The organism is Sediminibacterium sp. FW305-C-269 (assembly GCF_058231045.1).
In genome coordinates, this window is record NZ_JBIQXQ010000001.1 from 349348 (window position 1) to 374261 (window position 24914).

At 47.1% G+C, this 24914-nt stretch carries 27 protein-coding genes; 12 read left to right on the top strand and 15 right to left on the bottom strand.

Going from position 1 to position 24914, the window contains the following annotated elements:
* Positions 1–9: 9 nt before the first annotated feature.
* Positions 10–408, top strand: a complete 399-nt coding sequence (locus ACH3Y6_RS01400; protein WP_490833777.1) for an arsenate reductase ArsC — start codon at positions 10–12, stop codon at positions 406–408.
* On the opposite strand, the gene ACH3Y6_RS01405 is transcribed toward ACH3Y6_RS01400, so the two are convergent.
* The 4 genes from ACH3Y6_RS01405 to ACH3Y6_RS01420 all read right to left on the bottom strand — a co-directional run bounded on the left by ACH3Y6_RS01405 (position 403) and on the right by ACH3Y6_RS01420 (position 4754).
* Positions 403–768 (bottom strand): phage holin family protein, encoded by a 366-nt coding sequence (locus tag ACH3Y6_RS01405; protein ID WP_490833778.1) that lies wholly within the window; start codon positions 766–768, stop codon positions 403–405. The two genes, ACH3Y6_RS01400 and ACH3Y6_RS01405, sit on opposite strands and share 6 nt — an antisense overlap.
* A gap of 102 nt (positions 769–870) precedes the next feature.
* A complete protein-coding gene (locus ACH3Y6_RS01410) occupies positions 871–2151 on the bottom strand; it encodes a M16 family metallopeptidase (RefSeq protein WP_490833779.1) in 1281 nt (426 codons plus the stop codon).
* A gap of 6 nt (positions 2152–2157) precedes the next feature.
* Positions 2158–3393 (bottom strand): M16 family metallopeptidase, encoded by a 1236-nt coding sequence (locus ACH3Y6_RS01415; protein WP_490833780.1) that lies wholly within the window; start codon positions 3391–3393, stop codon positions 2158–2160.
* 170 nt (positions 3394–3563) lie between these two features.
* Positions 3564–4754 carry an aspartyl protease family protein gene (locus tag ACH3Y6_RS01420; protein WP_490833781.1) on the bottom strand — a complete coding sequence of 397 codons (1191 nt, stop codon included), beginning with the start codon at positions 4752–4754 and terminating at the stop codon, positions 3564–3566.
* Positions 4755–4921: 167 nt separating this feature from the next.
* Here ACH3Y6_RS01420 and mqnC point away from each other — a divergent pair, with 167 nt between their 5' ends.
* From mqnC to ACH3Y6_RS01450, 6 genes are all read left to right on the top strand, one after another.
* Positions 4922–6046 (top strand): cyclic dehypoxanthinyl futalosine synthase, encoded by a 1125-nt coding sequence (gene mqnC, locus ACH3Y6_RS01425; RefSeq protein ID WP_490833782.1) that lies wholly within the window; start codon positions 4922–4924, stop codon positions 6044–6046.
* A gap of 68 nt (positions 6047–6114) precedes the next feature.
* Positions 6115–6318, top strand: a complete 204-nt coding sequence (locus tag ACH3Y6_RS01430; RefSeq protein ID WP_490833783.1) for a hypothetical protein — start codon at positions 6115–6117, stop codon at positions 6316–6318.
* A gap of 118 nt (positions 6319–6436) precedes the next feature.
* Positions 6437–6922: an RNA polymerase sigma factor gene (locus ACH3Y6_RS01435; protein ID WP_490833784.1), complete on the top strand. Its 486-nt coding sequence runs from the start codon at positions 6437–6439 to the stop codon at positions 6920–6922.
* Positions 6923–6974: 52 nt separating this feature from the next.
* Entirely contained in the window at positions 6975–8078 is a 1104-nt protein-coding gene (locus ACH3Y6_RS01440) for an anti-sigma factor family protein (protein WP_490833785.1), read from the top strand.
* 17 nt (positions 8079–8095) lie between these two features.
* Positions 8096–8962, top strand: coding sequence for an outer membrane beta-barrel protein (locus ACH3Y6_RS01445; RefSeq protein WP_490833786.1), 867 nt, complete (start codon positions 8096–8098; stop codon positions 8960–8962).
* Between the two features lie 200 nt (positions 8963–9162).
* Positions 9163–9702, top strand: a complete 540-nt coding sequence (locus tag ACH3Y6_RS01450; RefSeq protein WP_490833787.1) for a L,D-transpeptidase family protein — start codon at positions 9163–9165, stop codon at positions 9700–9702.
* An 87-nt stretch (positions 9703–9789) separates the two neighbouring features.
* On the opposite strand, the gene serS is transcribed toward ACH3Y6_RS01450, so the two are convergent.
* Entirely contained in the window at positions 9790–11058 is a 1269-nt protein-coding gene (gene serS, locus ACH3Y6_RS01455; protein WP_490833788.1) for a serine--tRNA ligase, read from the bottom strand.
* Positions 11059–11135: 77 nt separating this feature from the next.
* On the opposite strand from serS, the gene ACH3Y6_RS01460 reads away from it, so the two are divergent.
* The 3 genes from ACH3Y6_RS01460 (at position 11136) to ACH3Y6_RS01470 (ending at position 12528) form a co-directional block, all read left to right on the top strand.
* Positions 11136–11480 carry a hypothetical protein gene (locus tag ACH3Y6_RS01460; protein ID WP_490833789.1) on the top strand — a complete coding sequence of 115 codons (345 nt, stop codon included), beginning with the start codon at positions 11136–11138 and terminating at the stop codon, positions 11478–11480.
* A 137-nt stretch (positions 11481–11617) separates the two neighbouring features.
* On the top strand, positions 11618–11995 hold the full coding sequence (gcvH, locus tag ACH3Y6_RS01465; protein ID WP_490833790.1) for a glycine cleavage system protein GcvH: 378 nt from the start codon (positions 11618–11620) through the stop codon (positions 11993–11995).
* A gap of 152 nt (positions 11996–12147) precedes the next feature.
* The gene (locus tag ACH3Y6_RS01470; RefSeq protein WP_490833791.1) at positions 12148–12528 is read left to right on the top strand and encodes a VanZ family protein; all 381 of its coding nucleotides are present in this window, start codon (positions 12148–12150) and stop codon (positions 12526–12528) included.
* A gap of 260 nt (positions 12529–12788) precedes the next feature.
* Here the strand turns inward: ACH3Y6_RS01470 and ACH3Y6_RS01475 are convergent, their stop codons facing one another.
* From ACH3Y6_RS01475 to ACH3Y6_RS01520, 10 genes are all read right to left on the bottom strand, one after another.
* Positions 12789–13496 (bottom strand): sulfite exporter TauE/SafE family protein, encoded by a 708-nt coding sequence (locus tag ACH3Y6_RS01475; RefSeq protein ID WP_490833792.1) that lies wholly within the window; start codon positions 13494–13496, stop codon positions 12789–12791.
* A gap of 3 nt (positions 13497–13499) precedes the next feature.
* Positions 13500–13940, bottom strand: a complete 441-nt coding sequence (locus ACH3Y6_RS01480) for a FixH family protein (protein WP_490833793.1) — start codon at positions 13938–13940, stop codon at positions 13500–13502.
* Positions 13941–13956: 16 nt separating this feature from the next.
* Positions 13957–15369: a cytochrome c oxidase accessory protein CcoG gene (ccoG, locus tag ACH3Y6_RS01485; RefSeq protein WP_490833794.1), complete on the bottom strand. Its 1413-nt coding sequence runs from the start codon at positions 15367–15369 to the stop codon at positions 13957–13959.
* 18 nt (positions 15370–15387) lie between these two features.
* Entirely contained in the window at positions 15388–16602 is a 1215-nt protein-coding gene (locus tag ACH3Y6_RS01490) for a cbb3-type cytochrome c oxidase N-terminal domain-containing protein (RefSeq protein ID WP_490833795.1), read from the bottom strand.
* A 29-nt stretch (positions 16603–16631) separates the two neighbouring features.
* Positions 16632–16793 carry a CcoQ/FixQ family Cbb3-type cytochrome c oxidase assembly chaperone gene (locus ACH3Y6_RS01495; protein WP_490833796.1) on the bottom strand — a complete coding sequence of 54 codons (162 nt, stop codon included), beginning with the start codon at positions 16791–16793 and terminating at the stop codon, positions 16632–16634.
* A gap of 96 nt (positions 16794–16889) precedes the next feature.
* Entirely contained in the window at positions 16890–19019 is a 2130-nt protein-coding gene (gene ccoN, locus ACH3Y6_RS01500; RefSeq protein ID WP_490833797.1) for a cytochrome-c oxidase, cbb3-type subunit I, read from the bottom strand.
* Between the two features lie 44 nt (positions 19020–19063).
* On the bottom strand, positions 19064–19255 hold the full coding sequence (gene ccoS / locus ACH3Y6_RS01505) for a cbb3-type cytochrome oxidase assembly protein CcoS (RefSeq protein WP_490833798.1): 192 nt from the start codon (positions 19253–19255) through the stop codon (positions 19064–19066).
* A 100-nt stretch (positions 19256–19355) separates the two neighbouring features.
* On the bottom strand, positions 19356–21758 hold the full coding sequence (locus ACH3Y6_RS01510) for a heavy metal translocating P-type ATPase (RefSeq protein ID WP_490833799.1): 2403 nt from the start codon (positions 21756–21758) through the stop codon (positions 19356–19358).
* Between the two features lie 2 nt (positions 21759–21760).
* Positions 21761–22270, bottom strand: coding sequence for a hypothetical protein (locus ACH3Y6_RS01515; protein ID WP_490833800.1), 510 nt, complete (start codon positions 22268–22270; stop codon positions 21761–21763).
* A gap of 117 nt (positions 22271–22387) precedes the next feature.
* A complete protein-coding gene (locus tag ACH3Y6_RS01520; RefSeq protein WP_490833801.1) occupies positions 22388–23089 on the bottom strand; it encodes a Crp/Fnr family transcriptional regulator in 702 nt (233 codons plus the stop codon).
* 171 nt (positions 23090–23260) lie between these two features.
* On the opposite strand from ACH3Y6_RS01520, the gene ACH3Y6_RS01525 reads away from it, so the two are divergent.
* Together ACH3Y6_RS01525 and ACH3Y6_RS01530 are read left to right on the top strand one after the other, a co-directional pair.
* On the top strand, positions 23261–24292 hold the full coding sequence (locus tag ACH3Y6_RS01525) for a radical SAM/SPASM domain-containing protein (RefSeq protein ID WP_490833802.1): 1032 nt from the start codon (positions 23261–23263) through the stop codon (positions 24290–24292).
* A gap of 122 nt (positions 24293–24414) precedes the next feature.
* A complete protein-coding gene (locus ACH3Y6_RS01530; RefSeq protein WP_490833803.1) occupies positions 24415–24867 on the top strand; it encodes a MarR family winged helix-turn-helix transcriptional regulator in 453 nt (150 codons plus the stop codon).
* The last annotated feature ends 47 nt before the right edge of the window (positions 24868–24914 follow it).

Here is a 24914-nt window from a genome sequence, read left to right on the forward strand (position 1 = left end):
GCTATACACATGTCAATCCCAAAAAAAATCCTATTTGTTTGTGTTGAAAACAGCAATCGTAGCCAGATGAGCCAGGCTTTTGCCAGTATTCACGGCGGTGCCGATATAGAGGCTTACAGCGCCGGCAGCAAACCCAGCGGTATCGTAAATCCCAAAGCCATCGCAGCCATGAAAGAGCTGGGCTACGACCTGAGCACGCACGACAGCAAATCATTACAGGAGGTTGAAAAATACGCTCCCTTCGATGCTGTGGTGACCATGGGCTGCGGCGATGCCTGTCCCTGGATGCCCGCCAAAAAATTCATTGACTGGCAGATTCCCGACCCGAAACACATGGAGCCTGCTGAATTCAACCAGGTACGCGACCTGATCAGTGAAAAAGTAAAGCAGTTACTGAACGAACTATGAAGCAGAACGATCATCCCTGTTGGTGCCGATCAGCGCTTCGATAAGGGAAGAAACGATACTGACCATCAGGCTGAAGACCAGTGCGGCCACCCAGCCATCCACCGTAAAACCCGGTACCAGGCTGGCTGCCCATTTTACGATCAGGATATTGATGAAGAGCAGGAACAGACCCAACGTGATAATGGTAAAAGGAATGGTGAGGAGGATCAGGATCGGCTTTACGAAACTATTGAGCAGGCCCAGGACAACTGCCACCAGCAAGGCCGTTACGGTGCTGTCAACATGAACCCCTTTCAATATATACGCTGCAAAAAGGACAGCAACGGCTGTTGCGACGGTTTTGGCAAAAAACTTTCCCATATTGCTTGATTGAAAGATCAAATTAGCATTTAAATGTTGAATCATGAAGTAAGGTTTACTCCGATCATGACTCAACATTCCCTGCTCATGATTCGATATTCGTTACACGACGACCACTTCATAGAACGATTCGGGTTCCAGGTAGCGTTGGGCAAGGGCCCGGATCTCTTCTGCTGTAATCGTCTGTACCACGCGGATGCTGTTGTAAAAATATTCATCGGTAAGCCCATTCAGGATATAGTTCTTCCAGCGTGCAATGATCTGGAAGGGGCCATCCAGGTCGCCCAGCAGGGAACCCATCATATAGTTACGTACCAGGTCCAGTTCCTCAGCATCCACCGGTTCATTCCGCAGGATCGCCATTTCTTTATACACTTCATCGATAGTGGCTGCACATACATCTCGGCCTGCTTCGGTACTGATGAGCCAGGCGCTGCTGTGGATATGGTTCTGCATATAACTGTGGATTCCATAGGTATAGCCTTTGTCTTCGCGGATATTGCTCATCAGTCTTGATCCAAAGAACCCGCCGAAAATATTATTCAGCACCTGCGCCTTGGAAAACTCCGGGTGGTGCCGGTTGGGAAAAGGCCTGGCAATACGGATCGCTCCCTGCACACCATTGGGATCGTTGATGATATGGTATTTTCGGGTCTCGGCCGGTTGCGGGGTAAAACCAATCTCCGGAAGGTTATCTTGGCGAAAAGGCAGATGACCAAACAGGTTGTTCAGCTGCTCCTGAATATTGGCAGGCGGTTTACCGGCTACAAACATCAGACATTTGCCCTCAGTATAGAAACGCTTGTAAAAAGCAGCCAGTTCCTCACGCTGCAGGTTATCATAATCCAGCGTAGATGTGTATTTACCATAAGGATGGTGAAAGCCATACACATACTCATCGATCAGGCGATTGGCCACAAAATCGCATTTCTTCAGGTTCACTTCCAGCCGTTGTTTCTGGTTCTGCTTATAGATGGCCAGCTCTTCTTCGGGGAAAATAGACTCTGTCATCAGTTCAGCCACCACCGGCAGCAATTCCGGCAAATGTTTACTCAGACAATGCAGTGTGATGGTAGCAGTTTCATTGTAACAGCTCCTGTTCAGGTAAGCACCATAGAACTCGAAGTGTTCGTTAATGGCAAAGGCCTTTTTCTGCCGGGTTCCGTTCTTCAGCATGAAATTGGTGGTGGCAGCCACAATATTCTTGTCTTCGTACCAATTACCCGCATAAAACACCCATTCGATCAGCAACACTTCCTGAGCGCCTGCATCGATACTGTATACGGGCACTCCGTTATCCAGCGTAAAATGATCATACGGTTTTAAATGCAGCTGCATGTTAACCGCATCAATGATTTCCGGCGCAGTTTTTCTGTTGATCATTCCTCGTTACTTACTGTGATAAAATAAAGTGTTACTGTTCTCATTACGGAATACTTCCCTGCAGTGCTGTTGCACTTCCTCTGCCGTAATTTCCTGGTACCGTTGCAGTTCGGTATTCATCAGTTCTGCATCACCTAACAGCTCGTACATAGCCAGGCTGTTGGCACGGCTCATCACACCCATATCCTCAAAAGCGATCACGCTTTCTGTTTTATTCTTTACTTTCTGCAATTCATTATCCGGCACAACGGTATTCTGTATCTTTTCTACCTCTTCTGCCACAGCCTGTGCTGCGGTATCCATGCTGACACCTTTCACCAGCTTGCCTTCAATAGCCAGCAAACCCTTATCGATACTGCCAAAATGATAACAATCGATGTTAGAGAACAGTTGTTTCTCTTTTACCAACGCCTGGTACAAACGGGATGATCCACCTCCGCCCAGTATTTCTGTGGCAAGGTCCATCACGTAATAGCCCTTGTCTAATCGCGCATCCATATGCCAAGTCTTGACAAATGCATCCAACGGCACATCGGCATATACTTCAGATACGCGGGCAGCGGTTTGCCTGGGTTCCTGGGGAAGGGTACGGTTGTATTTCTCTCCCATCGGGATATCGCCAAACCATTTCTGTGCCAGTTGTTTGACCGTTTCCAGCTGCACATGTCCCGCTACCACCAGGATGGCATTAACAGGGCGGTAGTGTTTGAAGAAGAAATGTTTCACATCATCGATATGCGCATTCTCCACATGGCTCAGTTCCTTCCCAATGGTCATCCAGCGGTAAGGGTGTGTAGTATAAGCCAGTTCACGCATTTTATGCCACACATCGCCATAAGGTTTGTTGATATAGTGTTCCTTAAACTCCTCACATACTACTTTTTTCTGCACATCCAGGCTTTTCTGACTGAAAGCCAGACTCAGCATCCGGTCGCTCTCCAGCCAGAAAGCGGTTTCAATATTCTCCGCAGGCAGCTGACAGTAATAGTTGGTAAGGTCGTTGGTGGTATAGGCGTTGTTCTCGCCACCTGCACGCTGCAACGGTTCATCATAATCCGGAATATGAATGCTGCCCCCAAACATCAGGTGTTCAAAAAGATGGGCAAAACCGGTCTTATCGGGGTTCTCATCACGTGCACCCACATCGTACATGATATTGACCACGGCCATTGGGGTGGAATGGTCCTCATGCACCAGCACCCGCAGGCCGTTATCCAGCACAAAACGTTCATATCGTATCATACGTACAATTAAAGAAGCTGCAAATTAGGTGATTACCCAAAATAAGCACCTACGAAAACCGGAAGAATCGGGCGAATATCGAATATTGAGCAGGGAATGTTGAATTATGAGTTATATACCCTCCGATCATAATTCAACATTCCCTGCTCAATATTCGTCTGTTCTGTTCCCTAGCGTCTGATGTCCTTTATATCGATGGTGAGTACCAGCGGTTTCTGGTTTCGGAAAACGATCACTTTCATCTTACCAATACTGTTCTGGAAAAGGTTTTTGTATACCTGGATATTTTTAGAAGCATTGGTTTCCACAGAAAAGATGACATCGTCGGGTAAAAATCCGGCTTTATCTCCCGGTGAACCGGGTATCACATCTACAACCCTGATCTCCCCATCTATCAGGTAAATACCCAATCCGGTATAGGAATAATCAAAACTCTCGTTGTAATGGGTATTCGGTTTGATATGAATACGCTGTTCCGGATAGTTCAGAATCACATTAAACCGCCGCAGGATATCATTGCCGATCAGCCCTCCCAATAAAGGATAAGAAGTTACATTATACTCATCTTCAAAAACATGAACAGGTACCCGTTTGAACTTATAAGGGCCCAGTTTTATTTCTTTCACCACCGAGACCATCATCTGTCTTTTCCCTCCCAATCCTTCTGCCTGTGTGGGATAAAATTTCCGTTTTTTCCGGAATACCAGGCTATCATCTACAAAATCCTTTGACAGCAGGAAACTCAGACCGGCACCGGTATCAAAGATGAATCGGCTGATGATGGTACGTTCATCTTCTATTACTGCAGGTTGCAACGGCAACGTAGAAAAATCCGGCTTCAGCAGGTAACCGCCACGCGGGTATTTAAAAGATCCGGGGGTATACACTTCGATGAACATGTTATCATAATCCAGCCTTACAATGTACCTGCGCAGAAAGCTATACCCGATGATACCGTCGATACGGACACCATACACGCTGGTAAGCAGTTCATAATCGTTGATATGAAAGTCGAGATGCTGTGTTTCCAGTGTACCCAATATCAAGGTATGATTCATGGTGAAATCCACATTCTTGATACCGGCGATCCCGCGGATCGTCTTTTCCGATTTTACCGTAGGCAATTTCATTTCACTCACCGTAGTGGAATCCATTGAAATACCTCCGCTACCCGTATCAAATACGAAGTTGAGGGAGTCCTTATAGTGATCAATCAGGGCTCTTACGATCACAATGCCACCACTGAGCTGCGTAAAGGGGAATCTGGTCAGCAGTTTTGCCTCAGGAAGAACAAATTCCTCCTGTGCAGTGCCTGATACAGCCAGGCAAACCATGGCAAAAGCAAAGCAGATCCGTTTCATGCTCCTTGAAAATACGCCGATTTGACGATCATACGGCCTTATTCTGTACGAGGTTGCCCCTTACACAGATAAACGGCGCTAATGCATGACGTAAATATTTGGTTTTCGAAACGGTGCCAATCCAACCTATCCCGGTATCTTTGTGCCTTCTTTATAAAGTGTTGAATATGCAATTAGCCGACCTCTACCAAAAAGCCCTTCAATTTGAATTCCTGAGTATAGAAGAAGGCATGTTCCTTTTTGAACAGGCCCCTCTTACCGAACTGATGTATGTAGCCGATGAAATGCGGAAAATACAGGTGCCTTACAACAAAGTGACCTGGCAGATAGACCGTAATGTCAATACCACCAATGTTTGCATCGCCAACTGCAAGTTTTGTAATTTTTACCGGGTGCCGGGTCATGCGGAAGCCTATATCACTGATATGGACACCTACCGCAAGAAGATCTCAGAAACCCTGAAATACGGTGGCGACCAGTTGTTGTTGCAGGGGGGACATCACCCCGAACTGGGGCTCGACTTCTATACCAACACCTTCCGTGCCATCAAACAGGAGTTCCCAACCATTAAACTGCATGCACTCGGACCACCCGAAGTGGCACATATCAGCAAGCTGGAGAAGATGAGTCACCATGATACGCTGAAAGCCTTGCAGGAAGCGGGGCTTGACTCCTTACCCGGAGCGGGGGCCGAGATACTGGTTGACAGGGTACGCCGCCTGATCTCCAAGGGAAAATGCGGTGCCGATGAGTGGCTGGCAGTCATGCACGAAGCACACAAACTGAATATCACCACCAGTGCCACCATGATGTTTGGTCATGTGGAAACCCTGGAAGAACGTTTCATACACCTTACCCGCATCCGTGAAGTACAGAGTATGAAACCTGAGCATGCCAAGGGTTTCCTGGCATTCATCCCCTGGACCTTCCAGGATGTGGATACCTTACTGGCCAGGATCAGGGGCGTACATAACCTGACCACACCGGACGAATACATCCGTATGATCGCCATCAGCCGTATCATGCTGCCGAATATCAAGAATATCCAGGCCAGCTGGCTTACCGTGGGCAAACAGACCGCCCAGATCTGCCTGCATGCAGGTGCCAATGATTTCGGAAGCATCATGATCGAGGAAAACGTAGTAAGCGCCGCCGGTGCACCACACCGGTTTACCTACAAGACCATGCAGGATGCCATCCGCGAAGCCGGTTTTGAACCCCAGTTACGAAGCCAGCAGTATGAATTCAGGGCCATCCCCGAAGCTATACAGGAGCAGGTGATCGATTACTAGGCTGATTTAACGTTTTGTTGAACCCCGGGCATACAGATTAAGGTATTTTCGCATACAAATATCCCTGTATGAAACCAAGACCTGCCCTGCTGCTTACGGTAACGATCGTATCGATCACGGTTTTTATGGCTTTTCTGCTCATACATTCCTTTGCATCCAACCTGGCCTGCGAAAGGAAGGCGAGCTGCTGTAAAGCCCCCAAAACCGTAACCAACCCTGGGCAGGAGGTATGGGAAACACCTGTCAATCACCTGATCGTATCCAACAATTGATACAACCGATCCCGCGTAACCCTTGCGGGATTTTTTTTCTTTGTACTGTAACATAATACCGCCAGGCACGTATAACTACCAAACAAGGCAAACAAACCCAAGCTATTCCCTGCTGTTTATGACCGAGAAAGCGTACAATGACTGTGTGAACCAATATGCGGATAACGTGTACCGGTTCATCGTGAAGAATCTTCGCCATGAAGAGGATGCACGGGATATTGTGCAGACAGCTTTCGAGAAACTCTGGCGCAACAGGGATTCGGTGGAACCGGAGAAATCCAAATCCTACCTGTTCACCGTTGCCTATAACCAGATGATCGACCATATCCGCAAGAACAAACGGATCCAGCTGAAAGAGGATTTTGCGGATGATACGCGGGTGCAGCAGTCCGCCAATACCCACCTGAAGAAAGTATTGATGGAAGCGCTGAACCAGCTGAATGAAACACAAAGAAGCCTGGTAATGCTGAAAGATTATGAAGGATACAGTTATGAAGAGATAGGTGAAATCATGGGACTGAACGAAAGCCAGGTGAAAGTATACCTGCACAGGGCCAGGCTCACCTTACGGAATTACTTAGTAAGTGCCGAAAATGTTAGATAACACAATCAGTAAATCATATATCAGAGAAATCATACAAACAATCAAATAATCTGTGATCCCAATTAACCAACATAATTACGAGGAATTTTTCCTGCTGTATGTAGACAGAGAGCTGTCTGCAGCAGACAAACTGGCCGTTGAACGGTTTGTGCAGGAAAATCCTGACCTCGCAGTTGAGTTGGATATGCTGCAGCAATCACAGTTACCGGTCGAGGACTGGGGATTCGGGAACAAAGATCAATTGTACCGGAGTGAATCGGCTGAGATCAATAGCAGCAATTGCCAGGAACAGTTCCTGCTGTATGTAGATAATGAGCTGGATGCAGCTGACAGGGAAAAGGTGGAAAGATTCGTATTGCAACATCCTTTGCTGCAGGAATCTTTCACCCAGCTGAAACGAACAAAACTGGAACCCGAACTGCTGGCATTTCCCGATAAAACAAGCCTATACCGGAGAGAAGAACCACGCATCCTCTACATGAGCTGGCAGCGGATAGCTGTTGCCGCAGTACTCACCGGTCTGGCACTCCTGCTCTGGACCGTTGTTCCCCAGCAGAAGAACCATGAACCGATGCTGGCCAAACAATCGGGCAACGAAGCAAGCCGGAATACCCAACAACCGGTTACACAATCTGCAACCGGTAATATAACAGAGACCCAAATGGATCAGGGAAACCAGGCCGCTGTCACCCGGACAGAAACGCCTGTGACCGTAACCAATGTTATACAGCAGACCGACCCGGCCCCCCGGTCAACCGACCTGCTGGCAGTCAATACCGAGCCTGCCAGAGCAAACGGCATACAGCGGACAGATGCTGATGTGATCACCACTGGTGCAAACAATGGCCCAGGCAGCATAACATCGCCCGTTGCACATGGTATTTCGGGTGATAATGCAGTACTGGACAATGTAGATATGGTAAGACCCGCCGGTTTACAACACAGCGACACTGACGAGACCGATCATATCCGACCAGCCGTCTATCGCGAACTGGACACGGAATCCGCCGATCAGAAAAAAAGTTTACTGCTGGGTTCCCTGGAGATCAATAAAGACAAACTCCGTGGTTTTTTTAGAAAAGCCGGTAGTATCTTTCGCAGCAAATCCAAGACCGAAGAAGAACCCGTTACAACCAATACCCGTTCATCAGAATAATCAGAAAGGATCGTAATATGAAACAGATTATCATGGCAGCAGCCTGCCTGGTGGTTACCAGCATTGGCTTTGCACAAACAGACAGCACGGCAAAAAATGCAGATACCATTAAAGTGGGCAACTTCGTCATCATTAAAAAGAAAAATGCCGGCAGTGTTTCGGATGATACCGAGAAAAAACGCGGATCGCTGGAATACAGCATCGAGCGCCGCACGCGCAGAAGAAGCAATATCAGCACCAACTGGTGGATCATAGACCTTGGTTTCGCCAACATGCGCGACCAGACAGACTATGCCGCCGCACAGACGGGTGGATATTTCAGAACCCTTCGCCCCGCAGACGGACCGGTAACGCAGAACAGCTATAAACTCATCAACGGGAAATCCAGCAACGTGAATATCTGGTTCTTCATGCAAAAGGTAAACCTGTACAAACATGTGGTGAACCTGAAATACGGGCTGGGACTGGAAATGTATAATTTCCGCTATGACACCCGGTTAAGTTACCGGAAAGACCCCGTGCCCTATGTATTCAATGACTCGATCAGTTTCACCAAGAACAAATTATATGTGGAATACCTGACCATCCCGGTGATGCTGAACATTAACACCACGCCAGACAGTCGCAGGGGCTTCAGCTTCAGTGCCGGCGTCAGTGCGGGTTACCTTACCAACAGCCGCAACAAACAGGTCAGCGGAGAGCGCGGCAAAGAAAAAATCAAGGGTGATTTTAACTTTGAAAATTGGCGCATAGCAATGATCGGTGAAATGGGCCTCGGGCCGGTACGCCTGTACGGAAGCTATAGCCTGAACCGTTTACAGAAAGATGTTACCCGTGTTGAACAATATCCCTATACAGTAGGTATCCGATTCAGCAACTGGTGATCAGGATCGTTTTATTTCTCATGTTATACATTCAGCGCCGCCTTTCCAGGTGGCGCTTTCGTTATAGCAGAATCGAAACAGGTGCAATGGTTAGCATTTTCCCAATTCGCTGCATGAACATCCCATCATTAACTTAATTTTTGGTGAATTAACCATACCACAACATCCCGATCGTATAGGTTGCAGCAAATCGAAGCCGCATGAAAAAAAGCCTGTGTCTCTCCGTGCTGGGTATGATCACGCTTACGCAAACCTCTTTTAAAAAGATCCCGCCGGGTAGCAGTTACGCAACGGCCCGTACCTATTATATTCTGGTAGAAAAGAAAAAATACCTCATGTATCTTTTCGATTCAAGTGGCGAACGGATCGTAACCTACCCCGTTGTATTCGGCAACAAGAACCTGGGCGACAAGATGATGCAGGGCGACCGTAAAACACCGGAAGGCATTTTCCATATCTCGTTAAAACGCAGGCATGATAAATGGAAAGCCTTCCTGGCCATCGACTACCCCAATGCCGATAGCTACCGGAAATTCAACGAAAGAAAAGCAAGAGGTCTCATCCCCGCTAACGCACAGATCGGGGGAGGCATTGGCATACACGGCACCTGGCCCCGGGAAGATTTTATGATCGACCAATACCAGAACTGGACAGAAGGGTGCATCAGTACCAAAAATATCTATATCCAGGAAATATTCGGTTTATTACCTGTAGGAACAATCGTAGAAATAAGACCGTAGGAATGTTGAATATTGAACAAGGAACACTGAATGTCGATTGCAATTACTTCAACATTCAGTGTTCCTTGTTCAATATTCGTCTGTTCCCTAGATTTTTTCAGCTCCGAAATAACTGTGCAGCACTTCGGGTAATTTAATGCCCTCGGCTGTCTGGTTATTCTCAAGCAGGCAGGCTACAATCCTGGGTAATGCCAATGAACTTCCGTTGAGCGAGTGGGTGAGCTGTGTTTTGCCATCCGCATCTTTGTAGCGGCATTTCATGCGGTTGGTTTGGTAACTTTCAAAATTGCTGACACTGCTTACTTCCAGCCAGCGCTCCTGGGCGGCGCTGAACACTTCAAAATCGTAGGTAATGGCACTGGTAAAACCCATATCGCCGCCGCATAAACGAAGGATACGGTAAGGCAGTTGCAGAGATAACAACAGTTTCTCTACATGGGCCACCATCTCGTCCAGCACAGCGTAACTGGTAGAAGGTTCAACAATCTGGATGATCTCTACCTTTTCAAACTGGTGTACGCGGTTCAGCCCGCGCACATCCTTGCCAAAGCTTCCCGCCTCTCTTCTGAAACAGGGTGAGTAAGCGGTCATCTTCACGGGCAGTTCCTCCATTTTCAGAATGGTATCGCGGTAAATATTGGTAACCGGCACTTCTGCGGTAGGTATCAGGTAAAAATTATCCGCCGTGGCGTGGTACATCTGTCCTTCCTTATCAGGCAGCTGGCCGGTAGCAAAAGCACTGGCTTCGTTGACCATAAAAGGAGGCAGGTATTCGGTGTAACCGGCAGTGGTATTGAAATCGAGGAAATACTGCACCAGCGCACGCTGCAGTTTGGCTCCCTTGCCCTTGTACAATGGGAAACCACTACCGGTGATCTTGGCACCGGTCTCAAAATCCACCAGGTCGTATTGTTTGATCAGGTCCCAGTGTGGTACTGCTTTTTCAGGCAACTGTGGTTTCACGCCTCCCTCTCTCACCACCACATTCTCTTCCGGCGTACGGCCTTCGGGTACCTGGGGAGAAGGCAGGTTGGGTAATATAACAATGGTATCCTGCAGTTCTTTTTCTACGCTGGCCATCTGCTCTTTCAGGGGTTCCAGTGTGGCTTTCCAGCTGGCCACATCCTGCTTCAGGACTTCAGCCCCTTCTTTGTTACCCTGCGCCATCAGTTTACCGATCTCCTTGGAAGCGCTGTTCACTTTGGCCTGGGTGGTATCAAAATCTGCCTGTAATTTCTTGCGTTGGTCGTCTAAGGCAATAATGGTATCTACCAGCTGGGGCTGATTAAAATGTTTTACCGCCAGTCTTTTTTTTACTTCTTCCGGATTGCTGCGCAATACACTCACTTGTAACATAATCAGGTCTATTTGCCGCAAAGATAACTTTTGCCGGTTGATGATGGCATGCTTCCGTAGTTTACCTTTGCCATAATATGTTTATTTCAGACGATTTACAGCAAAGATGGTGGACCCTGGAGGCCAAACTGGTGGAGCGATTTGGTAAAAAACCCGATCTCGAAGCCATTTTATTCCTGATCGGCATGCAGGAAACGGGGTTCATACAGGACAAGATCTCCAAAGAACAGAAACAGGACCTGATGCACGTGGCCGTGTGCCGGGTACTGAGCCAGAGCGGGTACTACCTGCTGGAGGGTACCGATGAAGAGGGATGGCCCCATTACAAACAGGTAAAGGAATTACCCGTAATGGTACTGCCCGAACAGGAGAACTTTATCAAAGACCATGTATTGCTCTATTTTGAGCAGGAAGGGTTTTAGGGATCAAAAACCGGAGAACCGGGACGGTAAAATGGGCCGATCAGGGCCTTTATTCCTGGCTCAGGGTTCCGGTCGCCATTATTAAATTTCTCACAACCATTTTTTATCTAAATATTTGCAATACTAAAATTTACGCTATGAATTTCCCTACAGATGTCCGCTACACCAAAGACCATGAATGGATCCGCCTGGATGGTACCACTGCCACCATCGGTATCACCGATTTTGCGCAACACGAACTGGGTGATATTGTATACGTAGACATCAACACCATTGGCCAGAACCTGAAATCGGAGAGCCTGTTTGGTACCGTAGAAGCGGTAAAAACCGTTAGTGACCTGTACCTGCCTGTAGAAGGAACCGTTACAGAAGCCAACCCTTTGCTGGAAAAACAACCAGAACTGGTCAATACCGACCCTTACGGAGATGGCTGGATGATCAAGATCACCGTAGCTGACCCGGCTGCTGTATCGGCTCTGATGGATAGTGCCGCATATGCTGCCCTGGTAGGATAATCACCCGAAAAGATTTTATTTCCTGTCAATCATACAACAGGGCCGCAACTTATATCAGGTAGGTTGCGGCTTTTTATTTGATACAGAATCGACTGTTTAACAATCCCATTTGTAAATAATTGTCTTACTTGCTGGCCTAAACAGTTTATTCCTTGCGCTTTCAACGTTTTATTCCGGCTCTTCTCTGGCTGGCCCTGAGTATTCTACTACTATGCTTACCGGGCTCCCGCATTCCCAAATATCCCTGGCTGGCCACAATCCACGCTGATAAATGGATTCATATTGGTCTCTTTGGCATGCTTTGCTTTTTATTTGCATTACCCATTCGTTCTACCGCACTTACAGATCAGCAAAAATTGAGATGGCTGCTGGTCATCAGCTTATCGGGTATCCTGTATGGGATTTTGATAGAATTTGTACAAAAGAACTGGGTGCTGAGCCGTTCCTTCGAGATCTGGGATATCCTTGCCGACAGTGTGGGTTGTTTACTGGCTTACCTGTATAACCGCAGTAAAATCGTGGGGAAGGGATAGAAAAAAATTGGTCCCGATAGAAATCGGGACCGCAACCAAAACTAACTGCTTATGAGAAAAAATTGCAAACTTATCTATGCGTTCTGCTTTAAATAACACAAAACCTATGCCACTTGTTTTTCTGTTCTGTTAAACTCTGTTAAAGCTTTCAGGCTCTCTTCTTGTAAGATACAGGATGATGATTCCCTGTTGCCTGATGCAAAGTTCATTTTAATAGACACAATAAAGTGTCAATGGTTTATCAATAAATTGTTAAACCCTCAATGGCAGGTAACCGCGTCGATGGAATGATTCTGGAGATAGGGACTCACATACGGGATATTCAAATTCAGTCCTCTGAGAATCAGTAAAATACCCATAGTGAACAATACATAGGGGACTGCTTTTTTCATGGTATTGCGGGCAGAGAGACTGATCATGCTTCCGAAAAAAGAAAGCACAAACATCGCGGGCAGGGTGCCCAAACCGAATGCAGCCATGAATACAACGCCACCATTGACCGATCCGGCAGCCAAAGCGCCCGTTATGGCAAAATAGACCATGCCACAGGGTAATAAACCATTGGCAAGACCTAATACAAACATGCCATACAGCTTTTTCTGCTGCATATAACGGCCAATGAACTGTTGCAGCGATTGGGTGAATCTTTCAGCCCACCGGAATCGTAAGATCTTTTTCTGAAAAAGGGAGCCCAGCAAAAAAAACAGGATCAGTGCCCCTAAAAAAACAGATAGTGCCTGTTGCATACCACCCAGGTATACCTGGCGCCCAACAAACCCAAACAGAAGGCCAAGCAACGCGTAAGTAGTAATTCTTCCAAAATTATAGAGAAAGATACCGATTGCCTTTTGTGCTTTGGGTAGATAGTGCACCGGCAAAGAAAAAGCAATGGGGCCACACATACCCACACAGTGAAAACTACTCACTGCACCTAATAGAAAACCTGCTATCAGCAATTGTGTGTACATGGTTTAATCAACATGGATGGATTGCTCAACATAATATTTCTGATCGGCTACCTGCCAGTTCAGTTTCAATTCGTAGCTGGTTGCTTTTACCAGTTCCTTTTTCAGGATTACCTGTCTTGCGGCTGTGTCTACCTGCAGCGGTATTTTACGGTCGCGCGAAGCATCCGTTTTACAATAGAACCAGGCTTCGCCTTCTATTTTCACCCCTTTCATTTCTGCAGGCAGGTTGATCATCACGGCCTCCGCATCCTGTGTCAGATTCAGTTTTCCGGTCAACGCTGCCACATTATTCTTACCATCGATCCTGTCCTGGTAACGTAACTCATCTTTATAATAATCTTTACTCACCAGTTCATACTTCGTATTGACAGCTTTATACACAAGTGTACCCATCAGCAAAGCAAATACGATAAAAACAAACACCAGTTTATTTCCCCAGTTCATGTTACAGTTTTAAAAATTAGTTTGCCGGACCCAGGAAGTTGGTCTTCATAGTAACCACTTTCTTGTCGGCGATGTACAGGCCCAGCTTCACTTCTGTTTTACGGCTGTGCACACTTGATTTTGGCAGTACCACAAAAAAGGAGCCGGCACCCTGACCTTCTTTTTCTACGGCAATATAAGACTTACCGATGATCTCCACCTTACCATCACCCTCTTCCAGTTTTACAACAACCTGTGCAGGTTCAATGGTCTTGTTCACCATTTTGATATTGTAGAGGTTAGAGATGCTGTCGGTACCACGCTCCTGGTAAAGGATACCCGGTGTACGCATGATGGTGGCATCTATATCTTTTCTGCTGAGCAGCAGTATGGTAAGCGCGCATAATACCAAAGCACACAAACCGGTATACAGTTTCATACGGATGGTATAACGCAGCGGTTCGCCATTGGCGATTGAATTCTCGGATGCATAACGGATCAGACCACGGGGCCTGTCCAGTTTATCCATGATGTTGTCACAGGCATCGATACAGGCGGTACAGCCCACACATTCCATCTGAACGCCATTACGGATATCGATACCGGTAGGACAAACTTTTACGCACTGGTGGCAATCGATACAATCGCCCAGGTTCTCATCATGCGATTTTTTGGCATTACCCCTGGGTTCCCCCCGTTTGTAATCGTATGCTACAATCATTGAGTTCTTGTCGAGCAGCACACTCTGCAAGCGACCGTAGGGGCATACCACGATGCAGGCCTGCTCGCGAAAGAAAGCATACACCGCATAGAATACGGCACTGAATACCAGGATAGAAGAGAAACCGACAATATGCTGACTTACAGGTTCCGTAATGATTTTCTCCAGCTCATCCATGCCAATCACATAAGCAAGAAAGAAATTGGCTATAACAAAAGAAAGCAGGTAAAACACCAGGTGTTTCGCCCCCACTTTGAGGATCTTACTGCTTGTCCAGGGTGCATTGTTCAGCATTCTCTGTGCAGCAGCATCGCCCAGGATCCAGAACTCCACTTTACGGAACATCATTTCCATGAAATTGGTCTGGGGGCAGGCCCATCCACAGAACAGTCGGCCGAAGGCTGCGGTGAAGAGGATGATGAAGAATACGAAAGTGAGCATCGTGATCCCGAAAATGAAAAAATCCTGGGGCCAGAAGATTTTGCCAAAGAGGATGAATTTCGCCTCCGGAATATTGAACATGAAAAAAGGCCGCCCATTGATCTTCACAAAGGGCAGCCCGAAGAAAATAATAAAATAAAGTACACTTAACCAGGTCCGGATATTGTAAAACTTCCCTTTCGGTTTCTGTGCGTAGATCCATTTCCGTTTGCCACTCTCATCTACTGTCGCGATCCGGTCGCGGAAACTTTCGGTTAACGGTTCGTTGGTATGCTTTATCTCACTCATCTTATCTGATGGCCACTGTTATTTTTTGTCAGCGGCCGGTTGTTGTGTTTTTGCAGAATCTGCTGCGGCCGGAGCTGCGGCACCTCCTGCATTCTCTTCATACAGCGGACCTTGCGGTTCTTTGGCTTTGGCTGGTTTTGTACCTTTCAATGATTTTACAAAACTTGCCAGCTGGGCAATCTGTACAGGAGAATAATCATCCTGCCAGCTCTTCATACCTTTTTCGGGCCAGCCGTATTTGATGGTTTTAAAAATATCCTTGATGCTTCCGCCATGGATCCAGTAATCATCGGTAAGATTGGGACCTACGGAACCGCCGCCATCTGCCAGGTGACAGGCTGCACAAACGGTGGTGAAGATCTTCTTACCTGCTTCCAGTGTGGCCGCATCTGATTGGTAAGTTACTGTATTCTCATCTACCTTGCTGGCAGACTTTTTGAGGTATTCTTCTTTCTGTTCTTCAGCCGCTTTCATGGCTATCTGCAGTTCCTCTTTGGGCAATGGGGCCGTATGCGCTACGTGGTAACGGTACAGGTAAACGCCGGCCACTACGATACAAATATAAAACCCGTATAACCACCATGGCGGCAAACGGTTATCCAGTTCGCGGATACCATCGTAGTCATGACCCAGGTCGATATTTGCTTCTTCATGTATGGGGCGAAGGCTGTTGAATTTGTCCCACCAGGCACTCCAGCTGAAGGCAGGTTTTACGGCTACTTCACCGGAAACGGAGATGGCGGCCGCTTCTTTGGCCAGCAATAATTTCAGGTTATACAGCAGCGTGAACAAAATGATCAGCTCAATAAAGATCACGGAGATCAATGCATAAAATGCTGTAGCCGATAATCCGCCATAATTATCCGCTGCGGCGGGTGCTGCGGCAGCAGTAACGGTTGCAGCAGTAGCTGCATCCTGCGCAAACAGGGGTGTGCTGAGTAAACAAACCACCAGCAGGCTGAGCAGTTTACCCGGGCCACTGTGTACCGCATTTTTGGCATCTTTGTATCGCTGCAGGAATAACTGGGCCGCACCCATCACCACATTGGCCAGTAGGGCAATGATCAGCAGCAGACCAATGATAACAAATATCAGGACCTGAGCCATGGGTTTGGACATTTCAGATGGTACCGGGGGACCGGCAGCAAATGCGCCGGATGGGAAAGCACAGAGCATTACCATCAGGGCTGCCAGGGCATACCAGCTATATCTTTTTGCAGAAGATCTTTTCATATCAGGTGTTTTAAGCATAATTCAGTTAGTTAATTTTCTAAGGGCATACGACTGATCTCATCGATCATTTTTTTATCTGCTTTCCAGGCCCACAATACCATCAGGATAAAAAACACAAAGAAGATCGAAAAAGAACTGAGCGCATAAATATCTACGCCTGTGATCTTTTCTAAGTAGTTGATAAATTTCATAAGGTTTTTTTAGGTGAGTGGTCAGTTGTGAATCGTGAGTAGTGAGTGGGCGAAACATAAATTACTCACTACTCACCACTGACGATTCACGATTCACTATTTTTCCGCCAATGGTTTAGGTTGTGCTTTGATATCGGTTCCTACGCGCTGCAGGTATGCGATCAACGCAATGATCTCCTTATTGGCCGAAGTATTGATCTTATCCAGCTTCAGGTTGATCCTGATCAGGTTGGCCTGCGACATCAGGTCGGCATTGGCCACTTTATCATAACCCGCAGGATAAGGAACACCCAGCGTCTGCATAGCCCTGATCTTGGCCGGTGTAATGGCGGTATCGATCGGGTTATCGAGCAGCCAGCTATAGGATGGCATGATAGAACCAGGACTCATACTCTGGGGTTCCAGCATGTGGTTGTAGTGCCAGCTGTCGGGATATTTTCCACCGATACGGGCCAGGTCCGGTCCGGTACGTTTACTTCCCCACTGGAATGGATGGTCATAAACAAACTCACCAGCTTTACTGTATTCCCCATAACGGGCCACTTCATCGCGGAACGGACGAACCATTTGTGAGTGACAGAGGTAACAACCTTCACGCACATAAATATCTCTTCCCTGCAGTTCCAAGGGTGTATACGGTTTTACCGATGCGATGGTGGGGATATTACTCTTTACGAGGAAAGTCGGAATGATCTCCAGGATACCGCCGATAGCTACGGCCACTAAACTGAACACCAGCATTTGAACGGGTCTTGCCTCGATCCACCTGTGCCAGTATTCCTTACCATGGGTAACGATCTCTTTGGGCAATGCCGGAGCTTCTGCTTCTTCATTGGCCACCAGGCTGCCCGCTTTCACGGTTTTCACAATATTGTATACCATGATGCATGCACCCACCAGGTACAACAGGCCACCCACGCTACGCAATGCATACAATGGGATGATATGGGTAACGGTTTCGAGGAACTGGAATTTCAGGGTTCCATCATCGGTAAACTGCTTCCACATCATTGCCTGGGTAAAACCGGCCCAGTACATCGGGATGGCATACAGTACGATACCGATGGTGCCGATCCAGAAATGCGTAGTGGCCAGTTTTTTGGAATATAACGGGGTATTGAAAATTCTTGGGATGAGCCAGTACAACACACCGAATGTGAGGAAACCGTTCCAACCCAACGCACCTACGTGTACGTGGGCAATGGTCCAGTCGGTGAAGTGCGAAATGGCATTTACGTTCTTCAGGCTCAACATGGGTCCTTCAAAAGTGGCCATACCGTAACAGGTAACCGCTACCACCATGAATTTAAGGATAGGATCTTCTCTTACCTTATCCCAGGCACCCCGCAGGGTAAACAGACCGTTCAGCATACCACCCCATGACGGAGCAATCAGCATGATACTGAAAACAGTACCTAAACTCTGGGCCCAGTCAGGAAGCGCAGTGTATAACAGGTGGTGAGGTCCGGCCCAGATATAGATGAAGATCAGCGCCCAGAAGTGTATGATAGACAGGCGATAGCTATAAACAGGCCTGTTTGCCGCTTTTGGCAGGAAATAGTACATGACACCCAGATAAGGCGTGGTCAGGAAGAACGCAACCGCGTTGTGACCATACCACCACTGCACCAATGCATCCTGTACGCCGGCATACCAGCTATAACTTTTCAGCGGAGAGAAGGGGATCTCGAAAGAGTTCACAATATGCAGCATGGCAACCGTAACCCAGGTGGCGATGTAGAACCAGATAGCCACATACAGGTGACTTTCCCTTCTTTTCAGGATGGTACCGAACATGTTGATACCGAAGATCACCCATACCAGGGTGATGGCGATATCGATCGGCCATTCCAGTTCGGCATACTCTTTACCGGTAGTGTAACCGCCCAGCAAGGTAACAGCAGCCGCCACAATGATGAGCTGCCAGCCCCAGAAATGGATCTTACTGAGGCCATCGCTAAACATACGCGCTTTACACAAACGCTGCAGCGAATAATACACACCCATGAAAATGCCGTTTCCTACAAAGGCAAAAATGACCGCATTGGTGTGCAGGGGCCTTACCCGGCCGAAAGTGGTGATGGGTAAACCAAAATTCGCCGCGGGCAGATAAATCTGCACGGCAGCCAGTAAACCCACCAGCATACCTAATACACCCCATACAATGGTGGCATACGCAAACATTTTAACGGTCTTGTTGTCGTAATAGAACTTTTCTACTTGCATTATATCAATTTGAGGTTTGGAGTTTATGTTTTGGTTGGAGATGCCTATTTCACAGTTTCCTCCGGAAGCAGTTCCCGCTCAGGTTTGGAAGTAGCAGATATATCATCAAATAAAATACGTACGGCAGGAGCTATTTCATCATCATACTGCCCGTCCTTCACACTCCAGATAAAAGCGAAAAGGAACAGGGATGCAACCGAGATGCTGGCAACCAATAACAGAATAATGACGCTCATAGGCATAATTTAACGCGTGTAAAAATAGCATAGCATGGCCCGCCGGATCATGATTTACATCAATACGGAACATGACTTTTGTCATGCTGTTTCCCAAATGCTACTTCAATCTCTCCCTGAAGCCGAAGTAGTTACTAAGTCCATAAGTTACAAAAAGTATACTGATACTGCTACAGGGCATGAGAATGGCTGCGATCATCGGGGATAAAACCCCTGTAACCGCAAAGAAAAGTCCCACCAGGTTATACAGGACTGATATCACAAAAGCTGCCAGCACCACCTGTTTGTTGGCTTTGGCCAGCCGGATGAACCGATCCAGTAATGGCAGTTGTTCTGCCGCAAGAATCGCATCGCTGGCGGGTGTAAAATTGTTGTTGCTTTCCGATACGGCAATTCCGATATCTGCCTGCTGCAAAGCACCAGCATCGTTCAGTCCGTCCCCGATCATCATCACTTTCCTGCCCTGCGCCTGCAATGTCTTGATGGCTTCCAGTTTATCCATAGGCTGCTGGTTGAACAGCAGGATGGCATCGTAACCCAATATCTTACGCAGGTAAGCCTGCTCACCGGCATTGTCGCCGCTCAACACGGCCAGCTGGTAATTTTTACCCAGTTTTTGTAATAAAGATGGAATATTATCCCGGTAATGATTCCTGAATTTGAACCGGCCCCACACTTCTTCCTCAATAGCAATATACACCACCGAAGCATCATTTCCCTCCAGTGGCTGTTTGGTTACGAATGCAGCCGAACCAAGGGTAACCAGGTCACCATCTACAATACCCTCAATACCCTTCCCTGCTATCTCACGGAAACCGCTGACCCCTTGCCTGGTGGGGTTACCCGCCCATGCCGCTATGGCTTTACTGAAAGGATGGGTAGACTGTGCCGCCAAAGCGCCAATAGCTTTTACCTGTTTTTCCTGTAAAGGTTCTCCTTCGTACAGGATATCCTGGTACAGGCCCGTAGTAAGTGTTCCGGTTTTATCAAATACAATACAGTCTGCCTCCGCCATGTCTTCAATTACCTGTGCATTTCTCAGGTATAGATGGTTGCGGCCCAGGCGGCGCAGGATATTGGCATTGGTGAAGGTATTGCTGAGCAACAGGGCGCATGGACAAGCAACGATCAGTACGGCGGTAACCGCAGTCCACACCCTGGATGGATCGTGAAAATACCACCACGCAGCCGCAGAACCGGCTATGGTGAAAAGTATGATGGTAAAATAACGGCTGAGCAGGTGCACAAAAGAGCGTTCATCATCCGGTGCCGTAACAGGTGTTTCATTCCGGTTCCAGAGTTTGGTGAGATAACTCTGCGCCACTTCCTTGATCACCAGGATCTCAATGTTACCACCGGTCTGTTTGCCGCCGGCATACACGATCTCGCCCATCTCTTTGGCAACCGGTAAACTTTCGCCGGTTACAAAACTATAGTCAATCAGTGCTTTGCCGCGGGTAATAATACCATCGGCGGGTATCAGTTCCTCGCTATGGATCAGTAAGGTATCATTCAAACGGATATCCGGCAGGGTAGCCGTTTCCTGCTTTTGTTCACGGATACGGGTAACCGCAATGGGGAAATAGGAAGTATAATCCCTTTCAAAACTCAGTTGCTGGTAGGTCTTATCCTGCAATACCCTTCCGGCCAGCATAAAAAATACAATACCACTCATGGAATCGAAATAACCACCGCCGGTAGCGGTCAGCACTTCGTACACGCTGCGGGCAAAAGTTACCCAGACAGCCAATACAATGGGAGCATCGATATTGAGAAACCGGTGTTTCAGGCTTTTCCAGGCACTGATATAGAATTCTGAGGCGCTATAAAAGAAGACAGGCAGGGAAAGAAACAGGTTGGCATAACGGAATACCAGCAGCAGGTTCTTTTCTTTGGCCTCAATACCCAGATATTCCGGGAAGCTCATGAGCATGATATTGGCGAAACAGAAGCCGGCCACCCCAAGTTTATAGAGTTTTGACGAATCAATCCGGGTCTTTTTGGTGCCCATATCGCTGAAACTGATATACGGTTCATAACCAATGCTGGTCATCAGTTCCGCCAGTCTCCGAAGAGAAAAAACCTGGTGATCAAAAACAATGTCCACTTCTTTTTTGATGAAGTTCACTTTACTGCTCAGCACACCCGGCTCCAGGCGGTGCAGGTTCTCCAACAGCCATAAACAGCTGCTGCAGTGTATCTGAGGTACGTAAAAACTGATATGGCTCTGCGCATCGTTCTTGAAATGGATAAGAGAATCGGCTATTTTTTCGTCGTCCAGGAAAGCGAACTTATCCTCGCGAAATTTTGTCCTGCGGCTGGTACCCGGATTATTACTGATCGTATAATAATCGCACATACCATTCTGGTTCAGGATCTCGTATACCATCTGGCAGCCGCTGCAGCAGAAATCCTTGTCGTGCGCATGAAGCACTTCCTCATGGCAGTCTTCGCCACAATGATAACACCTGGGTGTGGCAGGAGAAGTGGTGGGTTTACTCATGTCTATTCTGCCGGTTGAGTTTTGCTACTGATAGAGGGATATAACAGGCTCTGTTCAATATAAATCCACTGATGAATCTGTCTTTCCAGGAAAAACAGTTCATTGACACAGGCCTTCCATTCTTTACACCAGCTGGGCTGCACCACATAATTGTTCAGCAGTTGCCTGAGTTTGAGTAACAAGTTAATCATAACCTGCTGTGTCTGGTGAATATTTTCAGGAATTTTTGGAGGAATGATATAAGCCGGCCCCCCGTTTTTGATGGCAGGGAAAATAATACCGTTTTCTTTCAGGAACAGGTGATCCAGCTCGTCCTGGAGCTTGACGAAAAGTAGTTGAACCAGTTCATAAACCGGTTCTGGTGTGACTTTATTGGATTCCTGTGAAAAATAATCGGCTATTTTATGACAGGAATTTCTGATATCGCGCTGGCATTCCTTTTCTATAAGGTTGCACAAACCCGTGGGGTCTAATGCTTCCTGTAATTTGGTATCCCATTGTTTCATCAACATCTCCCATTCCATTTGAATGCAAGATACCCCGGTGAGTAAGGGGGATATATGATGATGCTCAACCAAAAACATGATTTTTGTCATGTTTTTGGCATATATCAAAAAAAATAATGTGTGTTAATCCTGTAAGTTGGCTGCCCGGATCAATTCCTTCTGTTTCAGGATCTTGATCTTTTTGCCGTCCAGTTCTACCATCCCATCTTTTTTGAATTCGGAAAGCAGGCGTATGGCAGATTCGGTAGCAGTTCCTACCAGGTTGGCGATCTCCTCGCGCGAAAGACGTACATTCAGCGTAACGCCATCTTCTTCAAAACCGTAGGTTTCTTTGATAAAGAGAAGGGTTTCAGCCAGTCGTTCCCGTATGGGCTTCTGGGCCAGGTGGGTCAATTTGATCTCGGCACGATGCAACTCATCACTGAGGAGTTTCATCATCTCAAAAGCCAGTCCCGGATCGAGTTTGAGTACATTTACAAACAGCTCTTTGGGTATAAAACAGATCTGTGTATCCTCCAATGCAACGGCGCTGGCACTATAGCGATCACCGCTCAAAAGTGCACGGTAACCCAGCACATCACCGGCTTTCAGCAGACGGATAATCTGCTCCTTACCATCATCGCCCAGGTGCGACAGTTTTACCTTACCATTATTGATACAGTAGACACCAAAAGGGTATGAACCCTCGTTAAACAGGATCTGTCCTCTTTTATATACATTACAAATCTTCTGTTCGTTGATCTGGTTAACAAATTCGTCTTTTGCCTTACAAAAAACAGAATTGAACCGTTGTGAACAGGATTGACAAGTGCTATGATCAGTCATCGGTTATAGTACAGTTGAGGCAAAATTATAGCTAAAATGCCATAGATTAACTCGTTTTCCGGAATTTGTAGGGGTAATATCGGTAAAACAAACACCTCACGGATCATTTAGCGACAGGTTTTAACACAATTCCTTACATATCATAGTTCTCATCTTATTTTTACAATAATTATGCCCTATTTCAACTGGAACGATAGTATTAATTTTTTTTCAAAATTAACCCTGCAGCGGTTGTGGAATGCTGTCAAAGTGTACAGCAGTTATCAGCTCAGCAAACTAAGCGGCAAACCCATCCAGTGGGGTTTACCTATGTCTATTTCGTTTGAGCCAACCACTTCCTGTAACCTCCGCTGCCCGGAATGCCCCAGCGGTATGCGCGCATTTACCCGGCCAACAGGTATGCTGGAAAACAGTTTTTTCAGGCAGACCATTGATGATATTCACAAGGAGTTGTTATACCTGATCTTTTATTTCCAGGGCGAACCCTACCTGAACCCCGAATTCCTGGACATGGTGAAATATGCCCATGATAAGGGTATTTATACCGCCACCTCCACCAACGCCCATTACCTCACAGACGAAAAAGCGAAACAAACGGTGGAAAGCGGGCTCGACCGGCTCATTATTTCCATCGATGGCACTACGCAGGATGTTTACCAGCAATACCGCGTAGGTGGCAAACTGGATAAAGTGCTGGAGGGTGCCCGCAACATTGTAAAATGGAAGAGAGCGCTGAAAAGTAAAACCCCCTTCGTGTTTTTCCAGTTTCTGGTGGTAAAACCCAATGAGCATCAGATAAACGCCATTAAGGAATTGGGCCGCGAGATCGGGGTTGACCAGGTCCGTTTTAAAACGGCCCAGGTATACGATTTCCAGAACGACCCGAACCAACTAATCCCCACCAACCAGAAATATAGCCGGTATAAACAAGACGCCAGGGGCAATAGGATCGTAAAAAGCGGCCTCAGCAACCATTGCTGGAAATTGTGGCACGCGAACGTGATCACCTGGGATGGACTGGTGGTACCCTGCTGTTTCGACAAGGATGCCATGCACCAGCTGGGTAACCTGAAAACCCAAAGCTTTAAGGAAACCTGGCAAAACGATAACTACAAGCAATTTCGCCGGGAACTGCTTACCAGCCGTAAAAACATAGATATCTGCGCCAATTGCAGCGAAGGGTTGAAAGTTTGGGAATCGTGAGTCGTCAGTAGTGAGTAGTGAGTGGGTAGTTTTTGGCCATTCCTTCGCTATTGCCTGTTAACGACTGACGGCTCACGATTCACAACTCACGATTCCCCCGATACCCTTATTTTTACAAAATCATGGGCATAGAAAAAGATATCCAGCAGCAGTTATTCAGGAATGAATACCAGAAAGCTACGGTGAATATTATTTTCTCCGCCAACTGGTTGCAGGAAAAGATCAAGAACTTCCTGGATACAGAAGATATTACCCCGCAGCAGTATAACATACTCCGGATACTCAGGGGACATAAAGAACCCCTCAGCACTTTGCAGATACGCGAACGCATGCTGGACAAGATGAGCGATACCAGCCGCATTGTGGAACGACTGCAGAAAAAGAACCTGGTAGAGAAAAAAACCTGTCCCACCGATAAACGCCTGGTAGATGTGGTGATCTCCAAAAAAGGACTGGCCCTTCTGGAGAAGCTGGACAGGAAGAACAGCGAACTAGACCAGATGCTGCACAACCTCAATGCCGAAGAAGCCAAAGCCCTGAATGACCTGCTTGATAAAATGCGCGATGCCCGATAACCAACCTGTGAATTACCTGCACATTTCTGCGAATTCATCCACAAAAC